Genomic DNA, 24,201 nt, shown 5'->3' with positions numbered 1-24,201 from the left:
GTGTACCCACGACCTCCGGAGGACTAACCCGCTGCGCGGTACGCCTTTCCGGCCTCGGTCGGGGTGGTGGCGTCGCGGTAGAGGCCGTAGTCGACCGAGTCGCCGACCGCGGGCAGGGAGAACCAGGCGTAACGCTCGACGTAGGGGGCCGCCTCCAGCTGGCGGGTCGACTCGGTGATGAACGACGTGATCTGCGCCGTGTTCGGGTAGCGCGGGGTGCCGGTGAAGTTCATCAGGCCGTACTCGGTGACCCAGATCGGCAGGTTGTAGCGGTCGTGCACCGCCTTGACGTAGCCCATGAACTGGCCCGCGGCGGCCGCGCTGAAGTCGGAGCCGTACCAGTGCAGCGGGATGAAGTCGACGCGCAGGCCGCGGGCCTTGGCGCCGGTCATGAAACGGTCGAGCCAGCCGCCGGGGGTGTTGCCGCCGAACGCCACCGCCGGAGCGCCCAGGCGCATGCCGGTGGCCTGCAGCTGGGGCCACAGGTCGAGGGCCTGCTCGACGGTCATCTCGGCCTGGCCGGCCAGGTCGGGCTCGTTGAAGCCGAGCAGGGTGCTGCCCTCGGTCTTCACCTTGGCCAGGTTGGCCGCGGTCACCACGTTCTCGTCCCAGATCATCGGTACGAACTCGGCGTCGGCCGGCATCGCGTCGTTGTTGGTGCCCCAGTTGTAGTACCAGTTGGCGCCGACGTCCTTCATGGCCCCCGACAGCCCGGTGAACTGCCAGGTACTGACACCCTTTTTGTCCGTTTCAAACACCGGGGGAGGCGCCGACGACGAAACCGTCCACTGCTGGTTCGTCCCGCCGTGGCAGGTCCAGATCTGCAGCCGTACGCCGTCCGAGTCCAGGCATTTGCCCGAGCCGCTGTTGATCAGGCGGCCGCCCGAGACCGTCCACTGCTGCGCACCCGTGCCGTTGCAGTCGTAGATCTGCACGCGCGCGCCGTCGGCCCGTGACGCCGCCGCCACGTCGAGGCACTTGCCGAGGGCCTTCACCGCACGGCCGTCGACCGTCCACTGCTGAGCGGCCGTGCCGTTGCAGTCCCACAGCTGCACGGCGGTGCCGTTGGCCGAGTTGGCGCCGGCCACGTCGACGCACTTTCCGCCGGCGCCGGTGATCGGCCCGGCCGCGGCCGCCGAGGCCATGGTGACACCGAGGACGCCGAGCCCACCGACGACCACACCGGAGACGAGTACCGCGAGCGTTTTCCGAGACATGCCGGCGACGCTAACGCCGTACGGGACCCGGTCTGAAGCTCCTTAAAGCCCCGCTAACCAAAGACGAGCACTACGGGCAGACCTGACGGAAAAGCGTTATGGCCGGCGCAGCGTCAGGATCAGGTCGACCACCAGCGCGGTCCACCCGGTCTGATGCCACGCCCCGAGACCCGCGCCGTTGTCGCCGTGGAAGTACTCCGGGAAGACGATCAGGTCTTTCCAGTCGGGATGGGTCTGCAGGGTGTGGTTGGCGCCGTAGATGGGTCGCCGGCCGTCGGCGTCGGGCAGGAACAGCGAGATCAGCCGCCGGGAGATGTCGTCGGCCACCTCGGCCAGCGGCACCTTCTTCTGCGACCCGGTCGGATACTCCGCCTTCATGTCGTCGCCGAAGAAATCCGCGTACTCGCGCAACGCCTCGAGCAGCAGATAGTTGACCGGCATCCAGACCGGGCCCCGCCAGTTCGAGTTGCCGCCGAAGAGCCCGCTGGTCGACTCGGCCGGCTCGTAGCCGACGGTGAAGTCCGAGCCGCCGAGCGAAACGGTGAACGGCTTCTCCAGGTGACTACGGGACAAGGTCCGGATCCCGTACGAGGAAAGGAACTCCTCCGGGTCGAGCATGCGCGCCAGAACCCGCAGCAGCTGGTCCTGGCCGACCATGGTGAGCAGCCGCTGCTGGCGTCCCTCGGGCGAGATGCGGCGCGCGCTGATGATGTCGGCGTACTCGCCCTGCGACGCCTGCAGCCACCGCAGACGGGCGTTCAGCTCGGGCAGCCGGTTGAGCGTGCCGGCCGACAGCCGGGTGGTGGCCGCCAGCGGCAGCAGCCCGACGATCGAGCGCACCTTGAGCGGCAGCTTGTGACCGTCGGGCAGGCGCAGCTGGTCGTAGAAGAAACAGTCCTCGTCGTCCCACAGACCCTGCCGGTACGCGGCCTCGGCGATGTACGCGAAGTGCTCGAAGAACTTGGTCGCCATGTCCTCGTACGTACGGTCGTGCAGCGCCAGCCGGATCGCCATGTCGAGCAGGTTCAGCGCGTACATGGCCATCCAGCCCGTGCCGTCGGACTGCTCCAGCACCCCGGCCACCGGCAGCGCGGCCGACCGGTCGAACGGGCCCACGTTGTCGAGCCCGAGGAAGCCGCCCTCGAACACGTTGTTGCCGCCCACGTCCTTGCGGTTGACCCACCAGGTGAAGTTGAGCAGCAGCTTGTGCATGATGCGGGCCAGGAAGTCGAAGTCGCGCCCGCCGTCGATCTCGAAGACCCGCAGCGCGGCCCAGGCGTGCACGGGCGGATTCACGTCGGCGAACGACCACTCGTACGCGGGGATCTGGCCGTTGGGGTGCATGTACCACTCACGCAGCAGCAACAGCAGCTGGCTCTTGGCGAACGCCGGGTCGACCCGGGCGATCGAGACCGTGTGGAACGCCAGGTCCCACGCCGCGTACCACGGGTACTCCCACGGGTCGGGCATCGAGACCACGTCGAAGCTGTTCATGTGCCACCAGCCGTTGTTGCGGCCGTAACGCCGCCCGGGTGGCGGGGGCGCCGAGCCGGGGTCGCCGGTGAGCCACTGCTTCACGTCGAAGTGGTAGAACTGCTTGCCCCACATCAGCCCGGCGATGCCCTGCCGGGCCACGGCCGCCTCATCGGGGGAGGCCGCCGCCGGGATGAGGTCGGTGAAGAACTCGTCGGCCTCGGCCCGCCGGTCGCGCATCACCGAGGACCAGTCGTCACCCAGGTCGAGACCGTCGATCGTGTCGTCGTCCTGGGTCAGGCGCAGCCGGATCGTGCGGCTCTTCCCCGGCCCGAGCGTCAGCTCGTAGTGCAGCGAACCCTTGGTGCCCTCGTGGGCCGGGTTCACCGTGGGCGCGCCGGCCACCAGATGGTCGTTGATGCCGTCCTTGGGGAACAGGCTCTTGCCGGGCAGGCCCCACAGCCGCTGCGCGTTGGTCTCGTTGTCGCACAGCAGCGGCGGCGCTTCCTGCTCGCCCTCGAGCACGATGTGGCCCAGGGTGCGGTGCCGGCCGGCCAGCCGTCCGGGGCTGCCCTGGATGCTCGGCACGGGACGGTTGGGCAGGCCCCACGACCACGTGTTGCGGAACCAGAGCGTAGGCAGCACGTGCAGCGTCGCGGCCTCGGGACCGCGGTTCGACACTGTGACGGCGATGCACATGTCGCGGGGGGACGCCTTGGCGTAGTCGACCGTGACGGCCCAGAACCGGTCGTCGTCGAAGACCCCGGTGTCGAGCAGCTCGTACTCGCTCTCCTCACGGGACCGGCGGCCGTTGACGCGCACCAGATCGTCGTACGGGAAAGGCTCCTGGGGATAGTGATAACGCCAGCTCATCCACGAGTGGGTGGGTGTGGAGTCCTGATACCACCAGTACTCCTTGGCGTCCTCGCCGTGGTTGCCGCCGTCGCCGCCGAGCCCGAACATGCGCTCCTTGAGAATCGGGTCACGGCCGTTCCAGAGGGCCAGCCCGAAACAGAACGTCTGCCGTTCGTCGCAGATCCCGGCCATGCCGTCGTCGTTCCAGCGGTAGGCCCGCGAACGCGCGTGGTCGTGGGGAAAATAGTCCCAGGCCGTGCCGTGTTCGCTGTAGTCCTCGCGGACCGTGCCCCACGCGCGTTCGGCCAGGTAGGGCCCCCAGGCCCGCCACGGCTGCTCACCCGAGTCCGCCTGCGCCAGCCGGAAGCGCTCCCCCACGCCGTGCCTCACCCCTAGATAATCCGCTCGACTCTCAGAGTCTCACTGCCCGGTGTTACATGTGTTGACACCGCATGATTCTGCACGACAACGAGAGGTCATCGAATGGCTACGTTCGGCTCCCAGACGTGCGGGCGTCTCGACGAGGGCGCCACCCGGGAGTGGCTGGTGCCGGACGGCCTCGGCGGTTATGCGATGGGCACCGTCAGCGGCCTGCGCACCCGCCGCTACCACGGCTTGCTGGTCGTGGCCGGTGGCACACCCGCGCGGCGGCACCTCGGGCTGGCCTCGCTCGACCCGGTGCTCACACTGCCCTCGGGTGTGTCGGTGCGGCTGGCCACGCACGAATGGGCGGACGGGACGATCGCCCCACGCGGGCACGAACTGCTGGCCGGCTTCGAACTGGTCGACGGTCTGCCCCGCTGGCGGTGGCGGATCGGCGACGTGGTGCTCGAACGCGAGATCGCGACGGTGCACGGGCAGCCGGCGGTCGCGGTGGTCCACCGGTTGCTCAGCGGCGGGCCGGTGGAGTTGTCGCTGGAGGCGCTGTGCACGTGGCGGGACGTGCACGGCGAGCGTACGGCCGGGGGCCCGCCGCCCTCGGTGGAGGCGGTCGACGGCGGGTTCACGGTTGACCGCGCGTACCGGGTGCGGGGGCCGGGGTTCCGCCGGGGCGGTGAGTGGTGGCGCGGGGTGCGGCATCGCGAGGAGGCGGCGCGGGGGCTTACTCCGACCGAGGATCTCTGGTACGCGGGGAGCTTCCACGCTTCGCTCCGTTCGCCGGGTGACACGGTTTCGGTCGACGCGTGGGCGGCCGGCGAGCCTCCGCCCCCGGCGGTTGAGGTCGTCGGGGCGGCGCGGGCGCGCAATCGAAAGTTTTCATCGGCGCTCGCTCTGGCGGCCGATGCCTTTGTCGTACGCACCCCGGCCGGTCCTGATGTGGTGGCGGGCTACCCGTGGTTCGGGGCGTGGGGGCGCGACACGATGCTGAGCTACGAAGGGTTGTTCCTGTCGACCGGGCGCGCTGAGGAGGGGCGGGAGCTTCTTTCCGCGTACGGGGAGACGCTGTCGGAAGGCATGCTGGCGAACACGGCCGACACCGGCGGGGTGGAGTACAACACGGCGGATGGGACGCTGTGGTTTCTGCACGCGGTGGATCGGCATGTGGCGTTGACCGGTGACACGGATCTGGCCGCTTCGTTGCGGCCGGACCTGCTCGAGGTGATCTCCCATCACGTGCGGGGGACGCGTTACGGGATTCGGGTCGATCCGGCTGATGGGCTGCTCTGTCAGGGGTCGCCGGGGCAGGCGCTCACGTGGATGGACGCCCGTGCCGACGGGGTGCCGGTTACGCCGCGCGCTGGTAAGGCCGTTGATATCAACGCGTTGTGGGTGAATGCGCTGGCCACGGTTGGGCACCCGCTGCATGACACCGCCCGGGCCGCCTTCGCGTCACGGTTTCCCGCGCCCTCGGGGTGGCTCTACGACGTGGTGGACCCGGACGATGCCACGCTGCGGCCTAATCAGCTGCTGGCGTGGTCGTTGCCGCATGCGCCGCTGACCCCGGACCCGGAGGTGCTCTCCCGCATCGGGGCGGCGTTGTTGACGCCGTTGGGGTTGCGCAGTCAGGCACCGGGGTCGCCGGGCTATCAGGGAGCACATCGGGGAACGCCGGCTTCGCGGGATACGGCCTATCACACGGGTACGGTTTGGCCGTGGTTGCTGGGCCCGTATGCGACTGCCTGGCACCGGTTGGGTGTGGAGGTGGTGGTGGACATCGACGCCCACCTCAATGAGTACGGGGTGGGCTCGATCTCGGAGACGGCGGAGGGGGACGCCCCGCATGTGGCTACCGGGTGCCCGTTCCAGGCTTGGTCGGTGGCGGAGGTTTTGCGGGCTAGTCGGTTGTGAGCAGACGGGGCGGGGCGTAGTGCTCGGCAGCGCGACCAGAACCTCGCTGCCGTCAACAGCCACCTAACCCAAAACCCTGGGGCTCTGCCCCAGACCCCGGCCATCGCTCGGAGATCGGTGAAAAGCCAGGGCAAAGACGAGGGGCGGGGCGTGGGGTTTGGGTGGTCTCCTCGCGGCGGCGGCCTCAAGCGAATCGTGAGGAAGGGCAGGGCGCAACCAAACCCCGGTTGCGCCCTGCCCTTCCTCACGATGAGCGGGGGCTGCCGTCGCGAGGAGATCACCCAAACCAGGCTGGTTACCGCTGGAAATCGACCACGGGGGCCGGCAGGGTCAGGGTGAACTCGGTTCCGCCCTCGGGTGATGGGCGGGCGGCGAGGGTGCCTTTGTGGGCGTCGATGATGGCCTTGGTTACGGCCAGGCCCAGGCCTGTGCCCTTGATTCCTGCTTTTGTGGCGTTGCTGGCTCGGAAGAAGCGGCTGAACAGGTGGGGGTACTGCTCGGCGGGGATGCCTATGCCGTTGTCGCTGATGGTGATGGCTACCTCGTCGCCGGAGTGGTTGGCGCTCAGGGTTACTGTGCCGCCCTCGGGGGTGTATTTGATGGCGTTCGACAGCAGGTTGTCCAGGGCCTGGCGCAAGCGCTGGGCGTCGGCGTAGACGGCCAGCTCCGGCTTGATCGTGGCGTTCACGGTCAGGTTCTTCGCGGCCGCGCTTGGCTGGTGGCTGTCCACGATTTCGTGGAGCATCGTCTCGGCGAGCATGGGGCTGGGGTCGATGCTGATGTGGCCGGCGTCCAGGCGGGCCAGGTCGAGCAGGTCGTCCACCAGCTCCTGCAGGTGCCGGGTCGTGCGGTCGACGACCGTGGCCTGCTTGCGTTCTGGTCCCTCCAAGGCGGGGCTTTCCAACAGGATTTCCGTGTACGCCTTGATGACGCCCACCGGGTTGCGGAGCTCGTGGATGACTACTGCGGACAGCTCGTCCTTCATGCGGTCGAGCTCGCGCAGCTTCTCCACCTGTTCGCGTTCCTGGTCGAGGAGGCGCTCGCGCTGGTCGGAGAGTTCGTGGCGGTCGGTGACGTCCGTGGAGAGGCCGTCGACGAACAGCTTCTCGCCCTCTTTCCGGGCCGCGGCACGGGTCCAGATCCACCGGACCACACCGTCGAACCCGATGACCCGGCACTCCACCTCGGCGTGCTCGCCGGCGCCGAGCTTGGCCCGGAAGTCGTCCAGGATCCCGGCGTCGTCCGGGTGGACGCGTTCGCCGAGCGTCGTCGGGTCCTCGACCGTGACCTCCCGGCCGAAGACCGCGCGACCGTTGGGGCTGCCGTAGACGAGCCGGGCCTCCTCGCCCGGGACCGCCTCGACGGTCCAGACGTAGTCGTTGACCTGGGCGACGATCCGGTCGAAGTTGCGGCGCGCGTCGGCCAGCATCAGCGACATGTCCTCGGCCCAGCGGCGCTCGACGAAACGGCCCAGGTGGGCGCCGACCGCGTCGAGCATGCCGACCAGGTCCTGGTCGTACGGGAGGTCCTGGTCGCTGTAGAAAGCGAGCACGCCCAGCACGCGGCGGCCCGAGTGCACGGGGACGCCGACGGCCACGCGCATGCCGACCTCGTGCAGCGCGGCGCGGCCCAGGTCCTTCATGTCGGACGGCATCTCGCCGGTGTTCCACCAGACCTCGCCGTTGCGGGCCCACACCAGGCCGGGCAGGCCCTCGCCGCGCTCGAAGGTGAGCGGCCGGTCGTTGCTGAACGTGGACAGGTCGCGGTCGCCGTGTGCGTACGAGCTGTGCCGCACGATGGTCTGCCGGTCGTCGGTGAGCTGCCAGTACTCGCCGACGGTCCAGCCCAGCGCCTTGGTGATGGCGGCGACGGCGTCGATGCTGGCGTCCTTGGCGTTGGTGGCGTCGGAGAGCACCTGGGCGACGGCGTGGCGGGCACGGCGCAGCTCCTCGGCCCGGTGCGCCTCGGTGATGTCGTGGAACGCGATCACGGCGCCCAGTTTGCGGTGGTCGCGGGTCTCGATGGGGCTGCCGTTGGTGATGAAGCGCCGCCACGAGTCCTCGGTCTTGACCAGCATGTGCCGGCCGCGGACGGTCTCGCCCTCGTACGCCTGGTTGAGCGGCAGGTCGGCCATGACCGTACGGCCGTCGGGTTCGAAGACGCGATAGGGGGCGTTCCACTCGTCGATCGGCGTGTCCGGGTTGGCCCCGCGGCCGGTCACCTCGCGCGCGGCCCGGTTGAGGAACGTGAGCTTGCCGTCGGCGTCGCAGGCCACGATGCCGACGTCGACGCTGTCGAGCACGGCCTCGAGGAAGGCGTGCTCGTCGTCGGCCTTCTGCCGCTGCTTCTCCATCTCGGCCGCCGCGATGAGCCGGCCGGTGATGTCGTGGATGAAGGCGTGGCAGACGGTGCCACCGGGCTCGGCGACGACCTGCAAGGTCATCTCGGCCGGGAACTCCCTGCCCGAGCTGGTGAGCGCGGAGATCTGCATGTGCTGCCCGGAGAGGTCGGAGACCCCGGTTTCCCGTACGCGTCGCAGCCCGGCCAGGTGCTGGGCGCGGTGACGCTCCGGGATGATCAGGTCGGCGATGTTGCGGCCGGCCGCCGCGCGGGCGGGGTAGCCGAACATGCGCTCGGCGGCGGCGTTCCAGTCGAGGACGGTGCCGTCGAGGTCGGTGGAGATGTAGGCGTCGTGGGTGCCGTTGACGACGGCCTGCATGCGGGCCGACGAGATCCGCTGCTCGGCGTGCGACAGGCGCAGCGCGACCTCGGACTCGGCGGCCTCGCCCAGGTCACGCAGCAGCGCCAGGTCGTCCTTGGTCCAGACCCGCGGCTCGGAGTCGAGCACGCAGAACGACCCGAGGACGTGACCGTCGGGTGAGCGCAACGGCACACCGGCGTACGCGATGGCCTGGTAGTCGCCGATGGCGGGGCTGTTGTGCAGGCGGGCGTCGACGCGGGCGTCGTCGACCACGAGGGCGGCCCGGTCCTCCACCACGTACTTGCAGTACGAGTGGGACAGGGGTGTCTGCCGGGTCTTCTCGAGTTCGCCCGACAGCCCGTACGCGCTCGCGAAGCGCTGCCGGTCGGCGTCGACGAGCGACACCAGCGCGGTCGGCGCGGCGAGGATGCGGGCGGCGAGCTTGGTCAGCCGGTCGAGCGCCTCGACACGTTCGGCTTCGAGCAGACCTGTGGCCCGCAGCACACGGAGGCGCGCGGGGCTCTGCGGCGACAGACTCGGAGAGGACAGCACGAAGCATGTGATCGGCCCGGCCCCCGCTTACTTGAGCAAAACTCGGCGACGGCCCGACCGGGCGTAAAGATCAGACGAAAGTACTAGCGGCAGAACTTGCCGGTTGATTTGTGGAAAGAGCCGTCGCTATTCACTGCCACTTCGCATCGGCCGGGCTCGACCATTTTTCTGTGAATTCACTGTGAATATGCAAAAGAAAAGAAAAGAGCGAAGGCCGCACCCGGTGCCGGGTGCGGCCTTCGCTCAATCAGAGCCGGTCAGCTCAGCGGTGACCCCGCGGGCCCTGCGGGCCGTGGCCGTGACCCTTCGGGCCCTGCGGCTGGCCCCACGGGCCGTGACCGTGGCCGCGGACCTCCCACTGCGCCTTCAGGGCGATCCAGCCGCGCTTCGGGCCGCGCTGCACCCGGTCGCAGTCGAAGTCGTCCCACTTCTTGCGGAACTCGCCCATCTTGCCGACGCGGTTGCAGTCCCGCGCGGAGCGGTAGTAGCCCACGACCCGCTCCTTGGTCTTGAACTTCGGAGCCTTGGCCTGGACCTGTGTGGCGTGGCCGGTGCCGGCCGGAGCCGCCGGGGCGGCCGACGCCGGGCCGACGCCCATCGTGAGCCCGACACCGACTGCGATGCCGGTCATCGTCAGCATGCGCGTGACCTTGTTCATGACAACGCCTTTCTCTCTGTTCACCGGGCTTTGCCCGATGCAGCAGATATTAGGGATGCCGTCGCATTTACCGGGCCCGAAAACACGCCACGTTAGGGTGAACCATTTCCACCCGCAAAGAATGGATCTTGCAATTAATCGAAATCGTTGAGCCGCCCTTTCTTCCGTCGCGGGCCGGGAACAGGCAGGGCCGGGTGGGTCAGCTGTCGAAACCGACGCCGAACCGGTCGAGCAGCCGGAGCCAGGCGCCGCGCCGGCCCCCGTTCGCGTCGGCCCGCACCATCTGCCGCCGGGTCAGTGCCACCACCGGCCAGCGCACCGGCTCGGGCGGGAACGGCACACCCCGGCGGCGCACCATGGCCAGACCGGTCAGCTCGGTGGGCCGGCCGCCGAGCAGGTCGAGCGCCACCCGGGCCCCGAAACGGGAGGACGCCACGCCGAGGCCGGTGTAGCCCACCGCGTACGCCACCCGGCCGCGATGCGCCGTACCGAAAATCGGGGTGAAACGGCTCGTCGAATCGATCACCCCACCCCACCGGTGCGTGAATCGCAAGCCCGCGAGCTGCGGAAACGTCTCGAAGAAGTGCCGCGCGAGCAGCCGGTGGGTGGCCGCGCGCTGCTCGTACGCCGCCCGCAACCGCCCGCCGAAGTGGTAGATCGCGTCGTATCCGCCCCAGAGGATCCGCCCGTCCGCGGTGGGCCGGTAGTAGTGGAACTGGTTGCCGTTGTCCGTCAGCCCCTGCCGCTCGGCCCACCCGACCGACTCCCACTGGGCGGCACTGAGCGGCTCGGTGACCAGCACGTGGTCATAAACCGGCAGCACGTACGGCCGGACCCGCTTGAGCGGCGACGGGAACGCGTTCGTGGCGATCAGCACCCGCCGCGCCCGAACCCGTGCCACGTTGCGGCCCCCGGAAGCGCGATGCATACCAGCGTCACCGCCGACAGCGTCACGGCCGTCAGCAACGCCACGGCCGCCGGGCTCCACTTCTACCGACACGCACGATTTATCGTTCTTTATCGCTATGATAGGCGAGTTGTCGTGGCGACGGGCACCCAGTGACCCGGCCAGACGCGCCAGGCCGAACGTGAGCGCCGCCGGGTCGACCAACCCTCCCGACTCGTGGATGCGCAGCCCGCCCAGGTAGGTCGGCGAGTGCACGTCGGCCCGGCCCTCCTCGGCCGAGAGCAGCGTGACCCGGTCCCCTGCTTCCGCATAGAGCCGGGCCAGCGCCGCCAGCTCGCCCACGTGGTGCGGTGCGGTCGCCCACGTGGTCTTGCCGACCAGCCGCAGGTCAGCGTCGATGGCGGCGTCCAGCAGGGTCTTGGCGATCTCGGCGACGTTGCGGCGTCCGAGCTCGATCAGCCGGGCCTGCTCGGCCGGCCAGCGGGCCTGCCCGTGCCCGATGCCGTGGGTCAGCGACTCGCTGACGAAGCCGCCGTTGCGCCCGCTCGCGCCGTAACCGACCTGTTCCGCCTCGAGGATCAGCACGTCGGCGCCGGGGTCGTCCTGCAGCGCCTGCACGGCCGCCCACAGGCCGGTGAATCCGCCGCCGATGATCACCAGGTCGGCCGAGTCGCCGTCGCGCACCGGTGGTTCCGGGTCGGGCGCGCCGCCCCGCGTCGTCCAGAAGACGGCGGGTTCGGCGTCGGCCAGGCTTTTTTCGATCATGGACGGCTCATCCTCCCCGGCGACGACACGGCCCCCGGCAACGGCGCGACTGTCTGTGACGCGGCCCCCACCGGCGCGGATACTGTTTGCGGGTGACGACTCCTCGCAAGCGCCGGGCCGAACGGCGGGGCGATCTCATCGAGGCCGCGCGGCGGGCCATGGTGCTGCACGGCACCGACGGTGTGCAGATCAAGCAGGTGGCGGCCGAGGCCGGCCTGACCTCGGGGGCGGTGCTCTACCACTACTCCGACCTGCAGGACCTGCTGCTCGACGCGCACCACGCGGGCATGGAGCGCTTCTACGAGCACCGGGTGAAGCGGATCTCCGAGGTCGCCGACCCGGCCGAGAAACTGGTGGTCACCGTGCGGTCGGGGCTGCCCGACGGGCCCGACGACACCGACGTGCGGCTGCTCTGCGAGCTGGGCGGCGCGGCCGGGCGCAACCGGGTCTACGCGGCCCTGCTGACGACCCTGTACGACCGGCAGGTCTCGATGTATCAGACGATCCTCGAGCAGGGCGCGGCGCAGGGCGTGTTCACGCTGGCCGACGGCACGTTGCCGATCGCCCGCAACCTGGTCGCGCTGGAGGACGCGTACGGCTATCGGATCGTCGCCCGGCATCCCACGATCGGGGTGGCCGAGGCGATCGAGCTGATCCTGAGCTACGCGCGGGGCGTGACCGGCAACCCCCTGGACGTCACGGCCTGACAAGACCCCCTGGACGTCACGGCGTGACAGGGCGCTCCGGACGTCACGGCCTGACAAGGACCGCGTCCTCGGCTGCCCAGCCCAGTCCGACCGTGTCACCCGGGGCGACCCGCGGCGCGCCGTGCTGGTGCACGAGCACGGGCGTGTCGCGCTGGTCGACCGAGACGGCGACGCGCGACAACCCGCCGTAGAAGCTGACGTCGAGCACGCGGCCGCTCAGGGCGCCGCCGTTCAGGGTGACCTGCTCCGGCCGTACGGCAAGGAACGCCTTTGATCCCTCGGCGACCGCACCGGCGCGCGCGGGAAGCTGACCAAAATCGGACGTGTTGAGGCCGCTGGCGGTCGCCTTGCCCTCGAAGAAGTTGTTGGCGCCGATGAAGTCGGCCACGAAGTGCGTGGTGGGCGAGCCATAGAGGGTGACCGGGTCGGCGACCTGCTCGACGGCGCCGTGGTTGAGCACGGCGATCCGGTCGGCCATCGACATCGCCTCCTCCTGGTCGTGCGTGACCACGACGAAGGTGATACCCACCTCGTGCTGCAGCTCCTTGAGCCACAGCTGCATCTCGGCCCGCACCTTGCGGTCCAGGGCCGAGTGCGGCTCGTCGAGCAGCAGCAACCGGGGGCGTTTGACGATCGCGCGGGCCAGCGCGACCCGCTGCCGCTGACCGCCGGAGAGCTGCTGGGGGCGGCGTTTCGCGGCGTGCGCGAGGCCGACCCGCTCCAGCACCTCGGCGACGCGCTGCCTGATCTCGGGCTTGGCCAGGCGTTCGCGCTGCAGCCCGTACGCGATGTTGCCGGCCACGCTGAGGTGCGGGAAGAGGGCGTACGACTGGAACATGAGGTTGATCGGACGTTGGTGGGCCGGCACCCGCGTGAGATCGTTTCCGGACAGCAGCACCGTCCCCTCGTCGGCCGTCTCGAACCCGGCGAGAATGCGCAGCAGCGTGGTCTTGCCGCAGCCGCTGGGCCCGAGCAGCGCGAAGAACTCACCCTCCTCGATGTCCAGCGAGACGCCGTCGAGCGCGACGACGTCGCCGAAACGCCGGCGCACCTGGCTGATGCTCAACAGAGTCATTTCGAGCCTGCCAAACGGGTCAGGCGCTGCGCGGCCAGGATCGCGGTGAACGTGACCGCGAGCAGGACCGTGGCGAGCGCGTTGATCTCGGGGGTGACGCCGAAGCGGACCATCGAATAGATGACGATCGGCAGGGTGGGCGACTGGGGCCCGGCGGTGAAGAAGGCGATCACGAACTCGTCGACGCTCAGGGTGAAGGCGAGCAGGGCGCCGGCCACCACCCCGGGCGCGAGGCTGGGCAGCGTCACCCGCCAGAACGTGGTGAAGCCGTTGGCGCCCAGGTCACGCGACGCCTCCTCGAGCGACGGGTCGGTGGTGGACAGCCGGGTGCGTACGACGGCGGCGACGGCCGCGGTGCCGAAGACCGCATGCGCCAGCAGGACGGAGTAGAGGCCGAGCGTGAGCTGGACCAGCGCGTAGAACGCGAGCAGCCCGATGGCGAGCACGATGTCGGGCAGGATCACCGGCAGCGTGGCGACCGCGTCGAGCAGCTTGGAGCGGGTGTGCCGGGCCAGGCCGACGGCGAGCAGGGTGCCGAGCACAGTGGACAGGGCGGTGGCGCCGGCCGCGACGATCAGGGTGTTGCCCAGGCCGGTGCGGATCTGCTCGTCGGCGGCCAGTTCCCCGTACCACTTGAAGCTGAAGCCGTTCCAGTTGAACGGCGAGTCGCCGGCGTTGAACGACATGGCGACGACGACCACGATCGGCACCCAGAGGAACACGTACGTGATCCAGAACGGGATCCTACGCATTTTTCTCTCCCGCCAGCCGCCGCGCCGACCAGGCCTGGATCATCAGCAGCACGACGAGCATCGCCACCACGGCCAGCGCCAGGGTGGCGCCGAACGGCCAGTCGCGGGCCTTGAGGAACTGGTCGCGCACCAGGTTGCCGACCATCGCGGTCTGCCCGCCGCCGAGCAGTTCGGGCACGACGAAGTTGCCGATGCTGGGCACGAAGACGAAGACACAGCCGGTGATGACGGCAGGCAGGCTCAGCGGGAACGTGACGCTGAGGAAGGCGCGGGCCGGGCGGGCGCCCAGGTTGGCCGCGGCCTCCAGCAGCTCGTCGTCCATGCGTTCCAGCGCGGCGTAGAGCGGCAGGACCATCAGCGGCAGGTACGCGTAGAGCAAGCCGGCGACGATCGCGGGCTGACGGTAGAGCAGCTGGAGCGGTTCGTCGATCAGGCCCCAGCCGGTCAGGGCGTCGTTGACCAGGCCGGCCGGGGAGAGCAGGACGATCCAGGCGTACGTACGGATCAGGAAGTTGGTCCAGAACGGCAGCACCAGGGCGATCAGGGCCACGGTCTTCCACTTCGGCGGCAACTTCGTTATCGCGTACGCGGTGGGGTAGCCGAGCAGGAGCGCGAGGAGCGTGGTCACCCCGGCCAGCTTGACCGAGGTGACCACCACGTCGAGGTAGAGCGGGTCGAACAGCCGGCTGAAGTTCTCGCCGGTCGGCTCGTAGACCAGCCCGCCGAAGCGGCCCCGCTGGAAGATCGAGTACGACAGGACCAGCGCCAGCGGCACGACCATCAGCACGGTCAGGTAGCCGAGGCCGGGCCCCAGCAGCGTGAACCGCTCCCCGATCCGGCGCATCTCAGCTGGCCGCGACTTCCGTGACGATGCGGCTGTAGTCGGTGGCGGCCTCGCCCAGGTCGACCAGGGTCTCCTGCTTCATCAGCTCGGCCGGGATCATGGCCAGGTTCGGGTACTTCTTGGCCAGCGCCGGGTCGAGCGCCTCCATGGCGGCCTTGTTGGGGACCTTGTAGAGGATGTTCTCGACCGTCCAGGTGTGGATCCCGGGGTCGAGGATGTAGTTGATGAACGCGTGCGCGGCCTCCTTGTTCTTCGAGGTCTTCAGGATCACCATCGTGTCCACGAAGAGGTCGCTGCCCTCCTTCGGCACCGCGAACTTGATCTTCGCGTTGTCGGTGATGCCGTAGTTGCACCAGCCGTCCCACGCCTCGACCAGCGCCGCCTCCCCCGAGACCAGACGCTCGTAGAACGTGGTGTCGTCAAACGCGAGCAGGTTGGGCTTGGCCGCGAGCAGCTTCTCCTTGACCTTGGCCATCTCGTCGGCGTTCTTGGTGTTGGCCGAGTAGCCGAGGGCCTTCTGCGCGGGCAGCATCAGCCAGCGGTCGGTCTGCAGCATGGTGATCTTCTTGGCCAGCTCGGGCCGGGGCGTGAGCAGGTCGTTCCAGCTGTCCGGGTCATAGCCGGTGACGTCGCTGCGGTAGCAGAGCCCGGTCGTGCCCCAGGTGTAGGGGACCGAGAACTTGTTGCCGACGTCGTAGGCGAGCTGCGACGCCTCCGGGTAGAGGTTGCCGAGGTTCGGGATGAGCTCGGGATGGATCGGCTCGGTCAGCCCCTGCTCGGCGAGGGCCTGCGCGAACGGCCCGGAGACGAACGCGACGTCGATGCCGCTGTCGCCGCCGGCGGTCAGCTTGGCCATGACCTCCTCGTTGGTGGCGTGCTTGGTGACGGTCACCTTCGAGCCGAACTTCTGCTCGAACTTGGCCGGGAGGTCCTCCGGCATATAGGCGTCCCAGTTCGAGACGGTGAGTGTCTGGGTCTTGAGGTCGGCGCTCGGGTTCAGCGCGTCGGGCGTGGCCGCCGACGTCTCACCCGAGTCGCCGCCGCCGCAGGCAGCCGCCGCCAGAGCGAGCGCGGTGACCGCGACACCGGCAAGAGCGCGACGGATCGAAGAGTTGCGTGACACGTGTTCTCCTCCAGTCACCAGTTCCGGCCTGGCGGCCGAGTGTTCCATCACGCATCAGCTCACACAAGAGCGATCTCACGCTCCTGAACAGGTAATTTGCAATTTACTTGAATTCTGATTCAGAAACATGAGTCTCGCCAGGGTGTCTTAATGTTGCTAAACAAGCGACCATCCGAGCAGAATGTCGCTATGTTTACAACATTGGCGCGCGCATGATCTACGACTGCCCGCCCCTGACGAGCGAGGACCGATCCGTCCTGGCCGAGGTCCACGAGATGCGACGTCAGCTCGCCAGCGTGCTACGCGCCCCCCGGCGCTGGCAGGGCGGGCTTCGCCGGACCATGCTCGCGCGCGCCATCCGCGGTTCCAACAGCATCGAGGGCTACGTGGTGGACGAGGACGACGCCGCCGCCGCACTCGACGACGAGGAGCCGTTGAGCGCCGACGAACGCACGTGGGCCGAGATCCGCGGATACCGCCAGGCTCTCGGCTACGTGCTCCAGATGGCCGGCGATCCGCACTTCTCGATCGACACCTCGGCCATGCGTGGCATGCACTACATGATGCTCGCGCACGACCTGAGCAAGAGCCCCGGCCAATACCGGACCGGACCGATCTATGTCCACGACGAGAAGCAGGATCTTGTCGTTTACGAGGGCCCCGAAGCCGGGCGCGTCCCCATGCTGATGGAGGAGCTGGGCGCGAGCCTACGAGCGGATCTGGACGTCGATCCCCTCGTCCGGGGCGCCATGGCCCATCTCAACCTGGTGATGATCCATCCCTACCGAGACGGCAACGGCCGGATGGCCCGGGCGCTGCAGACCCTCACGATCTCCCGGCAGACCATCGTCGAGCCCGCGTTCTCGAGCGTCGAGGAATGGCTGGGGCACAACACTGACGACTACTACCGGGTGCTCGCCATCACCGGTCAGGGCTCCTGGCGGCCGCGTCCGGACGCACACATGTGGGTCGCCTTCAACATCCGGGCCCACCACATGCAGGCACAGACGGTCGCCCAGCGGGTGAACGAGGCGTCCGAGATCTGGAAGGAACTCGACGACCTCGTCGCGGCCAACAATCTGCCGGAGCGAACAACTGGCGCTCTCTACGAGGCAGTGCTCGGCTACCGCGTTCGCCGTCCGGGTTACATGAAGATGACCGGCGTGGAGAAGCACACCGCCACCCGGGATCTCAGTCGTCTCGTCGAACTGGAGATCCTGCTCGCACGAGGTGAGACCCGGGGACGGCACTATCTGGCCGGCGAGCGGCTGCGTGAGCTCCGCGAGGAGTGCCGCCGGCGCCGCCGCCCCCTGGTCGATCCGTATCCCTGGATGCGGGCGCGGCTGGCCGGGGCCGGAGTGTGAGTCAGGCCAGCCAGCCGGGGCGGATCAGGCCTGCCTCGTAGGCGAAGACGACCAGCTGGGCGCGGTCCCGGGCGCCCAGCTTGATCATTGTTCGGCTGACGTGGGTTTTGGCTGTGGCGGGGCTGATCACCAGGCGGGCGGCGATCTCGTCGTTGGACAAGCCCTCGGCCACCAGCACCAGGACCTCGCGCTCGCGGTCGGTCAGCTGGTCGAGGGTGGCCGGCGGGGTCGCGGAACGACCCGTGCCGCCGCCCGCGAACTCGCCGATCACGCGGCGCGTCACGCTCGGGGAGAGCAGGCCGTCGCCGGCGGCTACGGCTCGGACGCCGCGGATCAGCTCGACCGGCTCGGTGTCCTTGACCAGGAAACCCGAGGCGCCCGTACGCAACGCCTCGAACACGTATTCGTCCAGCTCGAACGTGGTCAGGATGACCACCCGGGTGTCGGACAGGGCGGGGTCGGCGGCGATGCGGCGGGTGGCTTCCAGGCCGTCGACGCCGGGCATGCGGATGTCCATCAGCACGACGTCCGGCCTGGTCTGCTGAGCCTTGGTCACCGCTTCCAGACCGTCGCCGGCCTCGGCCACGACCTCGATGTCGGGCTCGGCGTTGAGCAGCGCGCGGAAGCCCGCCCGGACGAGAAGCTGGTCGTCCGCCAGCAGCACCGAGATCATTCGTTCGCCCCCGTGGGTAGTAGGACCGAGACCAGGAAACCACCGTCGACCGGGCCCGCCTCGAGCGTGCCGCCCAGACTCTGCGCCCGCGCGCGCATCCCCGCGATCCCGGTGCCGGGCGTGCCGCCGCCGTCGGCTACGAGAGCAGCTGACGAGACCGTGTCGTTGCGGATCGCCAGGTGCAGGGCGGTCGGCAGGTAGTCGACGCCGACCGAGGCCGTCGCGCCGGGACCGGCGTGGCGGCGCACGTTGGTCAGGGCCTCCTGCACGATCCGGTACGCGGCCCGGTCGACCTCGGCCGGCAGGACGCGCTCGTCACCGGTCACCTTGGTCTCGACCGGCAGCCCGGCGTCGGCGGTCAGGCTGTCGAGGCGGCTGAGGCCCAGCGCGGGCTGGCGGGGCGCGGCCTCGTCCTCCGTACGCAGGGCGCCCAGCACCGAACGCACCTCGCGCAACGCCTCCGAACTGGCCGTCTTGATCGCCGACAGCGCCTCGCGGGCCTGCTCGGGGCGGCTGTCCATGAGGTGGAGCCCGACGCCGGCCTGCACGTTGATCAGCGACAGGTGGTGGCCGATCACGTCGTGCAGCTCGCGGGCGATCCGCAACCTCTCCTCCGAGGCCTGCCGCCGCTGCTGCTCCTGTTCGGCGCGTTCGCGTTCGGCGCGCACCTTCACCATCTGCGCCATCTGCTCGCCCTTGATCTTGGCGATGCCGCCCAGGAAGATCGCGACCACCATCGCGATGCCGATCAGCAGGATCTCGCGCAGCCCGGGAAGCACCCGCTGGTCCAGCCCGATCGGCCCGGCGAAAACCCAGAAGATCAGAAGATAGGTCCCGTACGCCACCCCGGCGCTCACCCACGCAGCGGTGCGCCGGCCCGTGGTGCCGAGGTGGAACAGCGCGAGCATCGGCGCGACCGCCCAGAACCAGTGCGGCTCGGCCATCGTCGCGAACCCCATCGAGGCGGCCGACGTGACCGCGAACGCGGTGACCGGGTAGCGCCGCCGGAACAGCAGCGCGACCGGGCCGACGATCAGCAGCGCCCACACGGCCGGGCCCAGCGTGACGACCACATAGCCGTCGTCGGCCTGCTTGTTGGCGCCGATCAGTTGGAACAGCAGGGCGCCGATCGCCGCGCCGATGCCGGGGTCGCGGCGGCCACGGAACGTCCCGGGAACCGGGGGCCCGCTGAAGCGGCCGGTCCGGTTCTCGCGCGCCCAGGGCGGCAGTGGCGGCCCGTGCATGTGTCTCACCCTGCCGAAGTTACGGCACCCCCTCCCGCCTGGGCATCGGTGCGCGGTGGCGGACCCGTCTACTCCCCCGGTCGTACGCCGCAATCGGGTTGTGCTCCTCACGGCGTACGGGAAGCAAGCGAAACCCTCCCGGAGGCCGCCCGCAAGATGCTCCGCCGGGCCGACGTTTCCCGTCGGCGAAAAGCCGACGCTGGTATGCACAACGCCCCACCGAGGAGGACCCGGTGCAACCCAACGACTTTTCCACCAGCACGAAGAGGCTGCGGACGTCCGACCAGGAACGCGAGCACGTCGCCGAGATCCTGCGGGCCGCGATGGCCGAGGGGCGGCTCGACATGACCGAGGGTGAGGAGCGGCTCGCCAAGGTGTACGCGTCGAAGTTCCGCGACGAGCTGGCGCCGCTGACCGCCGATCTTCCGTACGGGGGTCTGCGCGCGCTCGCCGAGACGCCCGACGCCAAGATCGCGACACGCCGGGCGCTCCGCCGGCACGCCTGGATCATCGTCTCGATCGGCATGATCCTGACCGGTCTCTGGATCATCTCGGGGGCGCACTTCTTCTGGCCCGCGATCCCGCTCATCTTCCTGGTGATGGGCTTCTTCCGGCACGCTCGTTACCGTCGATACCGCTACGAGTACAGCCTCGGTCACGGGGTCGCGCCGTGGAACGGCCCCGGCTGGGGCGACCCCCGCCAATTCCACAGTGGACGCCGGGGTTGTTGATCGACACTCCCCGCTTTGCCAGAGTCATCTGGTCAAGCGGGGAGGAAACACAAGTTCATGATGGGTCCGTCGCACGCCCTCTCGGGGGCGACCGTCTGGCTGGCCGGCACCTGGGCGCTGGACCACTTCGCCGGGTATGAGCAGTCGCCGCTCGCGGTGGCCGTCGGGGCGCTGGTCTGCGCGGGCGGTGCCCTGCTCCCCGACCTCGACCTGTCCGGCAAGGTCACCCGCAACCAGGGCGGCGCGACCGTCGCCCGCACGTTCGGGGTGTTCTCGCTCTTCGTCGCCGAGGTCATCGAGAAGGTGTCGCTGGGCATCTACACGGCGACGCGCCTGTCCCGCGACCCCCGGCGGACCAACGGCCACCGTACGTTCACCCACACCCTGCCGTTCGCCGCGCTGCTCGGCTGGCTGACGACGTGGGTGTGCGGCCACTACGGCAAGTGGGCGGTGGTCGGGGTCGTCTTCTTCACGGCCGGCCTGGCCCTGCGCGGCCTGTTCGACAAGTGGGCCGAACGGGCCGGCTGGGTCATCGTGACCATATGTTCGGCCGTGATCGCCTGGTTCACGGCGGCCAACCTGCCCGGCGACCGCGGCTACCCGATGCTGGGGTTCGCGGTCGCGGTCGGCTGCGTGGTCCACCTGTTCGGCGACATGATCACCTCGGCCGGCGTCCCCATCCTGTGGCCGATCCCGACGGGCCGCCGCCTGTGGCGCATGGTCGGCGTCCCCAACGGCATGGCCATCAAGGTCGGAGGCAAGGTCGAAACGGTCGTTCTCCGTACGGGGATGGTCACCGTCTCGCTGATCGCGATAGCCGGCATCTTCGCCCCGGGCCTGCTTCAACGCTTCGAGATCGACTAGCCCGCCGCCCCGGACCGAGGTCAGAGCAGCGAGTCGAGGATTTTGGTTGCTCTCGTCTCGTGGTCGGCGTAGGCGTCGGGGACCGCTGAGCGCTGGACGGCCTGGGCCGCCTCGCCCAAGGACTTGGACTCCCAGTCGTCGACCTTGAGCAGACGGCGGTAGAAGGCGTCGGCCGCGTAGCGCGGGTCCATCAACTCCTCCACGCTGCCCCAGCCCTGGCTCGGGCGCTGCTGGAAGATGCCGAGCGAGTCGAAGTTGTCGCCGCTGCCCTCGTTCGGGTGGTCCAGGGAATCGGGGACGGTCGGGTTGGCCAGGTTGCGCAGGCTGGACTCCTGCAGGCCGGTCATCATGGCGACCAGCATCGCCCGGCGGGGGAGGTCGCGGTCCTCGGCGACCTGGACTATCACCGCCGCGTTGTTCATCTGGGCCTGGTTGAGGCCCTTCACTGGCTTCGGCGGCCGGGGACTGGCGGATTTCGCTTTCGGCGAGGGCGTGGAGGCCGGGGTCGGGGCCGGAGCCGACTTCGTGGGTGTGACCGGCTCGGAGAGGACCCGGACGCCGCCGCGCGACGCCGCCTGTGTTCTCTGCTGGACCGCGGCGTCGATCGCGGCCGGCTCGGTGGTGGGATCGCCGGCGCCGCCGTAAGCGACCGCTCCGCCCGCCGCGGCCGCGACCACGGCGAACGCGATCAGGACGGGCATCGTGCGACCCGACCGCCGGCGTCGGCGACGCCTCCGGGGCGCCCAATCCGTCGCGTAGATGTCCGGCCGCCCGTCAAAAGAAGGCCGGGGAGACGGCGAGGGCTCGTCGAAGCCGTATGCGACCCGCTGCCGCGGAGCCGGATACTGGGCGGGCCCGGTCGAATACCCTGCGTCAGTTCTTCGATCGAACCCCGAGTACGGCGGCGCCACGAACGCGACTCCCCTTCCGCAAGACCTGGGCTTCCGCCGGGTAGTACGGGAACCGCGCGCCGCCGGATCAAAGTGAACCGGGTTGATCAGGGCCGGTAGCCTTCGGCCGTGCGGAAAGTGCTGGTCATTCTGAGTCTGGCGCTGGTCAGTGGCTGCGCGGTCAACCAGGGCACGGCGCTGGCCGCCGAGTTCGACGAGGTCTGGGCCGGCACACCGGACGTCAGCGAGGTCCGCACCAGCGGCGACAACCCACTGCCGTTCTCCGGGTCGGCGGTCGGCGAACTGGTCGTGGCCGACGGCACGGGCGCCGATCGGGTGACCCAGCTCGCCGGTGAGCTGCGCAGATACGTCGCCGACAACGACCACGTGACGGGCCGGATCACCGCCGGCGGCATCACGGTCACCGTGGTCGCCGAGGAGGAACGCAACACCGAGTCGCTGGGCCTGTGGCTGTCGCTGACCACGGACGACCGGGTGAGCGAGGGCGACCTGGCCGAGACGACCTCCGGGCGGCGGATCATGGTCACCGCGGCCGGCCCGGAGGCAGTGCTGGACGTGTTCCGCGACATGGTCGCCGACGGCGGGCGGCACGAGCCGCTGACGCGGGTGCGGTCGCTGACCGTGATGACCGGCCCGCGGGCGACCCCCTATCTCTCCCTGCAGACCGACCACGAGGGCCGGGTGCCCGAGCCGGCCCTCGCGGCGTACGAGGCCGTGCGCGCCGAGTACGAGGTGGTCCGCGCCTCGGTGCGGGCCGACCGGACGGCCGGGTCGCTGGTCAGCATCGTCGTGAGCCCGGACGCCGATCTGGCCGCGGCCACCGAGCTGGCCCGGTCGGCGGCGCCGGGCCTGGGGGCGGCTCTCAAGGTGACTGGTAGCTAGGGCAGTTCCCGCCGCAGCACCTTGCCGGTGGGGTTGCGGGGCAGCGCGTCCAGGAAGACGACGTCGCGCGGCACCTTGAAGCGGGACAGGCTCGCCTTCACGTAGTCCTTGATCACCTGCGGGTCGCGGGTGGAGGCCTCGGTCGGCACGACGTAGGCGCGCAACCGCTGGCCGAACTCGGGGTCGTCCACGCCGATCACCGCGACCTCGAGCACGTCGTCGCGTTCGGCCAGCAGGTTCTCGACCTCGACCGGATACACGTTCTCGCCGCCGGAGATGACCATGTCGTCGTCGCGGCCGTCGATGAACAGCAGGCCCTCGGCGTCGAAGTGGCCCAGGTCGCCGGTGGCCATGTGCCCGTCGATGACCTGCTTGTGCCGGCCGTCGGTGTAACCCTCGAACGGAATTCCGGTACGCACGAACACGCGTCCAGGCACGCCGGCCTCGGTGATGCGGCGGTCGTCGGAGTCGTAGAGGGCGACGTGCACGGTCACCGGCGGGCGGCCGACCGTGCCGGGGGCCCGCCGTGACTCGTCCGGCTGGGCCACCGACGCCACGGCGACCTCGGTGGATCCGTACACGTTGTAGATGACCTCGCCGAACGTCTCGTGGAACCGTTTCGTCAGCTCGGGCGCGAGGGCGGCCCCGGCGACGAACACCGACCTCAGCGACGACGTGTCGTACTTGCTGATGATCTCGGGCCCGAGGGCGAGGATGCGGGTGAGCATGGTCGGCACCGCGACCAGCATCTGCGCCCGGTGCTCGGCCATCGCCCGCAGGATGTCCTCGGGGTCGAAGCGGCGCAGCAGCACGGCGTGGTTGGCCAGTGACAACCCGACGGTCCAGGCGCCGAACCCGGTGCTGTGGAACAGCGGCGACGCGAACACCGCCGCGCCCTGCCGGGGGAACGGGATGCGGTCGGCGATCAGGGCGCTGGCCAGCGGCGACACCTTCGTGCGGGGTGCGCCCTTGGGCAGGCCGGTGGTGCCGCTGGTGAGGATGATGAAACCGCCCGGCCGGTCGGGCAGCGGCAGCGGCGTGACCGGGTGCGCGGCGATCAGCTCGAAGATCGAGGGCGAGCCGGAACCCCAGGTGAGATAGCGGGGGATGTCGTCGGGCAGGCCGTCGACCAGGTCGGCGAACTCGCTGTCGTACAGCACCGCGCGGACCTTCTCGCGGGCCACCACCTCGGCGAACTGTTTCTTCGCGAGGCCGGTGTTCATCAGCGCCAGGCGCAGCGTGGCCCGGGCCGTGCCGCTGATCGCCAGCACCAGGCCGCGGTGGTCACGGGCCAGCACCCCGACCACCGACCGGTCGGGCAGGCCGAGCCCCTTGAGGGCGTGGGCCAGGGCGTTGGACTGTTCGTCGAGCTCGCGGTAGGTGAGGGTGCCGCTTTCGTCGGTCACCGCCGGGGCGTCCGGGTGCTCGGCGGCCGCCTTCATGATGAGGGCGGCCTGCGGGCCGAGCCGGGCGTTCTGACCCGCCGCCCGCAGCAGGCGGCGCGGGCTCAACAGGTTGACGATGCCGATCTGGTGCATGCGCAGGACGGCGCGTACGTGCTCGATCATGGTCGGAGCCCTTGTTCGCAGGGACGAAGGGACGAAACGAGCGGGA

The 24,201-nt window shown here is 69.7% G+C and carries 19 protein-coding genes; 6 read left to right on the top strand and 13 right to left on the bottom strand.

The features are described from left to right. Positions 1-23: 23 nt before the first annotated feature. Both JIG36_RS08170 and JIG36_RS08165 read right to left on the bottom strand, forming a co-directional pair. Positions 24-1,217 carry a glycoside hydrolase family protein gene (locus JIG36_RS08170; RefSeq protein WP_203375420.1) on the bottom strand — a complete coding sequence of 398 codons (1,194 nt, stop codon included), beginning with the start codon at positions 1,215-1,217 and terminating at the stop codon, positions 24-26. A 96-nt stretch (positions 1,218-1,313) separates the two neighbouring features. Further along, positions 1,314-3,935, bottom strand: a complete 2,622-nt coding sequence (locus JIG36_RS08165) for an MGH1-like glycoside hydrolase domain-containing protein (protein WP_307872616.1) — start codon at positions 3,933-3,935, stop codon at positions 1,314-1,316. Positions 3,936-4,028: 93 nt separating this feature from the next. Here JIG36_RS08165 and JIG36_RS08160 point away from each other — a divergent pair, with 93 nt between their 5' ends. Further along, entirely contained in the window at positions 4,029-5,834 is a 1,806-nt protein-coding gene (locus JIG36_RS08160; RefSeq protein WP_203375419.1) for an amylo-alpha-1,6-glucosidase, read from the top strand. 295 nt (positions 5,835-6,129) lie between these two features. On the opposite strand, the gene JIG36_RS08155 is transcribed toward JIG36_RS08160, so the two are convergent. The 3 genes from JIG36_RS08155 to JIG36_RS08145 all read right to left on the bottom strand — a co-directional run bounded on the left by JIG36_RS08155 (position 6,130) and on the right by JIG36_RS08145 (position 11,417). After that, the gene (locus tag JIG36_RS08155; RefSeq protein WP_203375418.1) at positions 6,130-9,087 is read right to left on the bottom strand and encodes a sensor histidine kinase; all 2,958 of its coding nucleotides are present in this window, start codon (positions 9,085-9,087) and stop codon (positions 6,130-6,132) included. Between the two features lie 262 nt (positions 9,088-9,349). Then, the gene (locus JIG36_RS08150) at positions 9,350-9,745 is read right to left on the bottom strand and encodes a hypothetical protein (RefSeq protein WP_203375417.1); all 396 of its coding nucleotides are present in this window, start codon (positions 9,743-9,745) and stop codon (positions 9,350-9,352) included. 199 nt (positions 9,746-9,944) lie between these two features. Next, on the bottom strand, positions 9,945-11,417 hold the full coding sequence (locus tag JIG36_RS08145; RefSeq protein ID WP_203375416.1) for an NAD(P)/FAD-dependent oxidoreductase: 1,473 nt from the start codon (positions 11,415-11,417) through the stop codon (positions 9,945-9,947). A 92-nt stretch (positions 11,418-11,509) separates the two neighbouring features. Between JIG36_RS08145 and JIG36_RS08140 the strand changes: the two genes are divergently transcribed. Continuing rightward, a complete protein-coding gene (locus tag JIG36_RS08140) occupies positions 11,510-12,124 on the top strand; it encodes a TetR/AcrR family transcriptional regulator (protein ID WP_307872615.1) in 615 nt (204 codons plus the stop codon). Positions 12,125-12,167: 43 nt separating this feature from the next. On the opposite strand, the gene JIG36_RS08135 is transcribed toward JIG36_RS08140, so the two are convergent. The 4 genes from JIG36_RS08135 to JIG36_RS08120 are packed head-to-tail and all read right to left on the bottom strand — an operon-like array spanning position 12,168 to position 15,918. After that, positions 12,168-13,199 (bottom strand): ABC transporter ATP-binding protein, encoded by a 1,032-nt coding sequence (locus JIG36_RS08135; protein WP_203375415.1) that lies wholly within the window; start codon positions 13,197-13,199, stop codon positions 12,168-12,170. Next, positions 13,196-13,951, bottom strand: coding sequence for an ABC transporter permease (locus tag JIG36_RS08130; protein WP_203375414.1), 756 nt, complete (start codon positions 13,949-13,951; stop codon positions 13,196-13,198). The genes JIG36_RS08135 and JIG36_RS08130 overlap by 4 nt, the downstream gene beginning before the upstream one ends. Beyond that, positions 13,944-14,795: an ABC transporter permease gene (locus JIG36_RS08125; RefSeq protein ID WP_203375413.1), complete on the bottom strand. Its 852-nt coding sequence runs from the start codon at positions 14,793-14,795 to the stop codon at positions 13,944-13,946. Before JIG36_RS08125 ends, JIG36_RS08130 begins: the two co-directional genes overlap by 8 nt. Before the next feature lies 1 nt (position 14,796). Further along, on the bottom strand, positions 14,797-15,918 hold the full coding sequence (locus JIG36_RS08120; RefSeq protein WP_203375412.1) for a polyamine ABC transporter substrate-binding protein: 1,122 nt from the start codon (positions 15,916-15,918) through the stop codon (positions 14,797-14,799). A gap of 212 nt (positions 15,919-16,130) precedes the next feature. Here JIG36_RS08120 and JIG36_RS08115 point away from each other — a divergent pair, with 212 nt between their 5' ends. Continuing rightward, positions 16,131-17,282 carry a Fic family protein gene (locus tag JIG36_RS08115; RefSeq protein ID WP_236046153.1) on the top strand — a complete coding sequence of 384 codons (1,152 nt, stop codon included), beginning with the start codon at positions 16,131-16,133 and terminating at the stop codon, positions 17,280-17,282. A 1-nt stretch (position 17,283) separates the two neighbouring features. Here JIG36_RS08115 and JIG36_RS08110 read toward each other — a convergent pair whose 3' ends face one another. Together JIG36_RS08110 and JIG36_RS08105 are read right to left on the bottom strand one after the other, a co-directional pair. After that, positions 17,284-17,955: a response regulator gene (locus tag JIG36_RS08110; protein ID WP_203375411.1), complete on the bottom strand. Its 672-nt coding sequence runs from the start codon at positions 17,953-17,955 to the stop codon at positions 17,284-17,286. Continuing rightward, positions 17,952-19,199: a sensor histidine kinase gene (locus JIG36_RS08105; protein ID WP_203375804.1), complete on the bottom strand. Its 1,248-nt coding sequence runs from the start codon at positions 19,197-19,199 to the stop codon at positions 17,952-17,954. Before JIG36_RS08105 ends, JIG36_RS08110 begins: the two co-directional genes overlap by 4 nt. Before the next feature lie 233 nt (positions 19,200-19,432). Here JIG36_RS08105 and JIG36_RS08100 point away from each other — a divergent pair, with 233 nt between their 5' ends. Both JIG36_RS08100 and JIG36_RS08095 read left to right on the top strand, forming a co-directional pair. Then, positions 19,433-19,930, top strand: a complete 498-nt coding sequence (locus tag JIG36_RS08100) for a DUF1707 SHOCT-like domain-containing protein (RefSeq protein ID WP_203375410.1) — start codon at positions 19,433-19,435, stop codon at positions 19,928-19,930. Positions 19,931-19,987: 57 nt separating this feature from the next. After that, positions 19,988-20,794: a metal-dependent hydrolase gene (locus JIG36_RS08095; protein WP_203375409.1), complete on the top strand. Its 807-nt coding sequence runs from the start codon at positions 19,988-19,990 to the stop codon at positions 20,792-20,794. A gap of 20 nt (positions 20,795-20,814) precedes the next feature. Here JIG36_RS08095 and JIG36_RS08090 read toward each other — a convergent pair whose 3' ends face one another. Further along, a complete protein-coding gene (locus JIG36_RS08090; protein ID WP_203375408.1) occupies positions 20,815-21,495 on the bottom strand; it encodes a hypothetical protein in 681 nt (226 codons plus the stop codon). Positions 21,496-21,813: 318 nt separating this feature from the next. Between JIG36_RS08090 and JIG36_RS08085 the strand changes: the two genes are divergently transcribed. Beyond that, positions 21,814-22,587: a hypothetical protein gene (locus JIG36_RS08085; protein ID WP_203375407.1), complete on the top strand. Its 774-nt coding sequence runs from the start codon at positions 21,814-21,816 to the stop codon at positions 22,585-22,587. On the opposite strand, the gene JIG36_RS08080 is transcribed toward JIG36_RS08085, so the two are convergent. Next, positions 22,584-24,155: an acyl-CoA synthetase gene (locus JIG36_RS08080; RefSeq protein ID WP_203375406.1), complete on the bottom strand. Its 1,572-nt coding sequence runs from the start codon at positions 24,153-24,155 to the stop codon at positions 22,584-22,586. The two genes, JIG36_RS08085 and JIG36_RS08080, sit on opposite strands and share 4 nt — an antisense overlap. Positions 24,156-24,201 lie beyond the last annotated feature (46 nt).

It is taken from the genome of Paractinoplanes ovalisporus (assembly GCF_016834655.1).
Taxonomy (GTDB): domain Bacteria; phylum Actinomycetota; class Actinomycetes; order Mycobacteriales; family Micromonosporaceae; genus Actinoplanes; species Actinoplanes ovalisporus.
The sequence above is the reverse complement of the archived record's forward strand: the minus strand, read 5'-3'. Positions and strand labels throughout refer to the sequence as shown.

Excerpts from the sequence above, each read along its gene's own strand:
- JIG36_RS08125 (WP_203375413.1), bottom strand. The coding sequence starts at position 14,795 with ATGCGCCGGATCGGGGAGCGGTTCACGCTGCTGGGGCCCGGCCTCGGC.
- JIG36_RS08135 (WP_203375415.1), bottom strand. The coding sequence starts at position 13,199 with ATGACTCTGTTGAGCATCAGCCAGGTGCGCCGGCGTTTCGGCGACGTC.
- JIG36_RS08090 (WP_203375408.1), bottom strand. The coding sequence starts at position 21,495 with ATGCCCGTCCTGATCGCGTTCGCCGTGGTCGCGGCCGCGGCGGGCGGA.
- JIG36_RS08145 (WP_203375416.1), bottom strand. The coding sequence starts at position 11,417 with ATGATCGAAAAAAGCCTGGCCGACGCCGAACCCGCCGTCTTCTGGACG.
- JIG36_RS08160 (WP_203375419.1), top strand. The coding sequence starts at position 4,029 with ATGGCTACGTTCGGCTCCCAGACGTGCGGGCGTCTCGACGAGGGCGCC.
- JIG36_RS08115 (WP_236046153.1), top strand. The coding sequence starts at position 16,131 with ATGATCTACGACTGCCCGCCCCTGACGAGCGAGGACCGATCCGTCCTG.
- JIG36_RS08130 (WP_203375414.1), bottom strand. The coding sequence starts at position 13,951 with ATGCGTAGGATCCCGTTCTGGATCACGTACGTGTTCCTCTGGGTGCCG.
- JIG36_RS08080 (WP_203375406.1), bottom strand. The coding sequence starts at position 24,155 with ATGATCGAGCACGTACGCGCCGTCCTGCGCATGCACCAGATCGGCATC.
- JIG36_RS08095 (WP_203375409.1), top strand. The coding sequence starts at position 19,988 with ATGATGGGTCCGTCGCACGCCCTCTCGGGGGCGACCGTCTGGCTGGCC.
- JIG36_RS08110 (WP_203375411.1), bottom strand. The coding sequence starts at position 17,955 with ATGATCTCGGTGCTGCTGGCGGACGACCAGCTTCTCGTCCGGGCGGGC.
- JIG36_RS08105 (WP_203375804.1), bottom strand. The coding sequence starts at position 19,199 with ATGCACGGGCCGCCACTGCCGCCCTGGGCGCGCGAGAACCGGACCGGC.
- JIG36_RS08150 (WP_203375417.1), bottom strand. The coding sequence starts at position 9,745 with ATGAACAAGGTCACGCGCATGCTGACGATGACCGGCATCGCAGTCGGT.
- JIG36_RS08170 (WP_203375420.1), bottom strand. The coding sequence starts at position 1,217 with ATGTCTCGGAAAACGCTCGCGGTACTCGTCTCCGGTGTGGTCGTCGGT.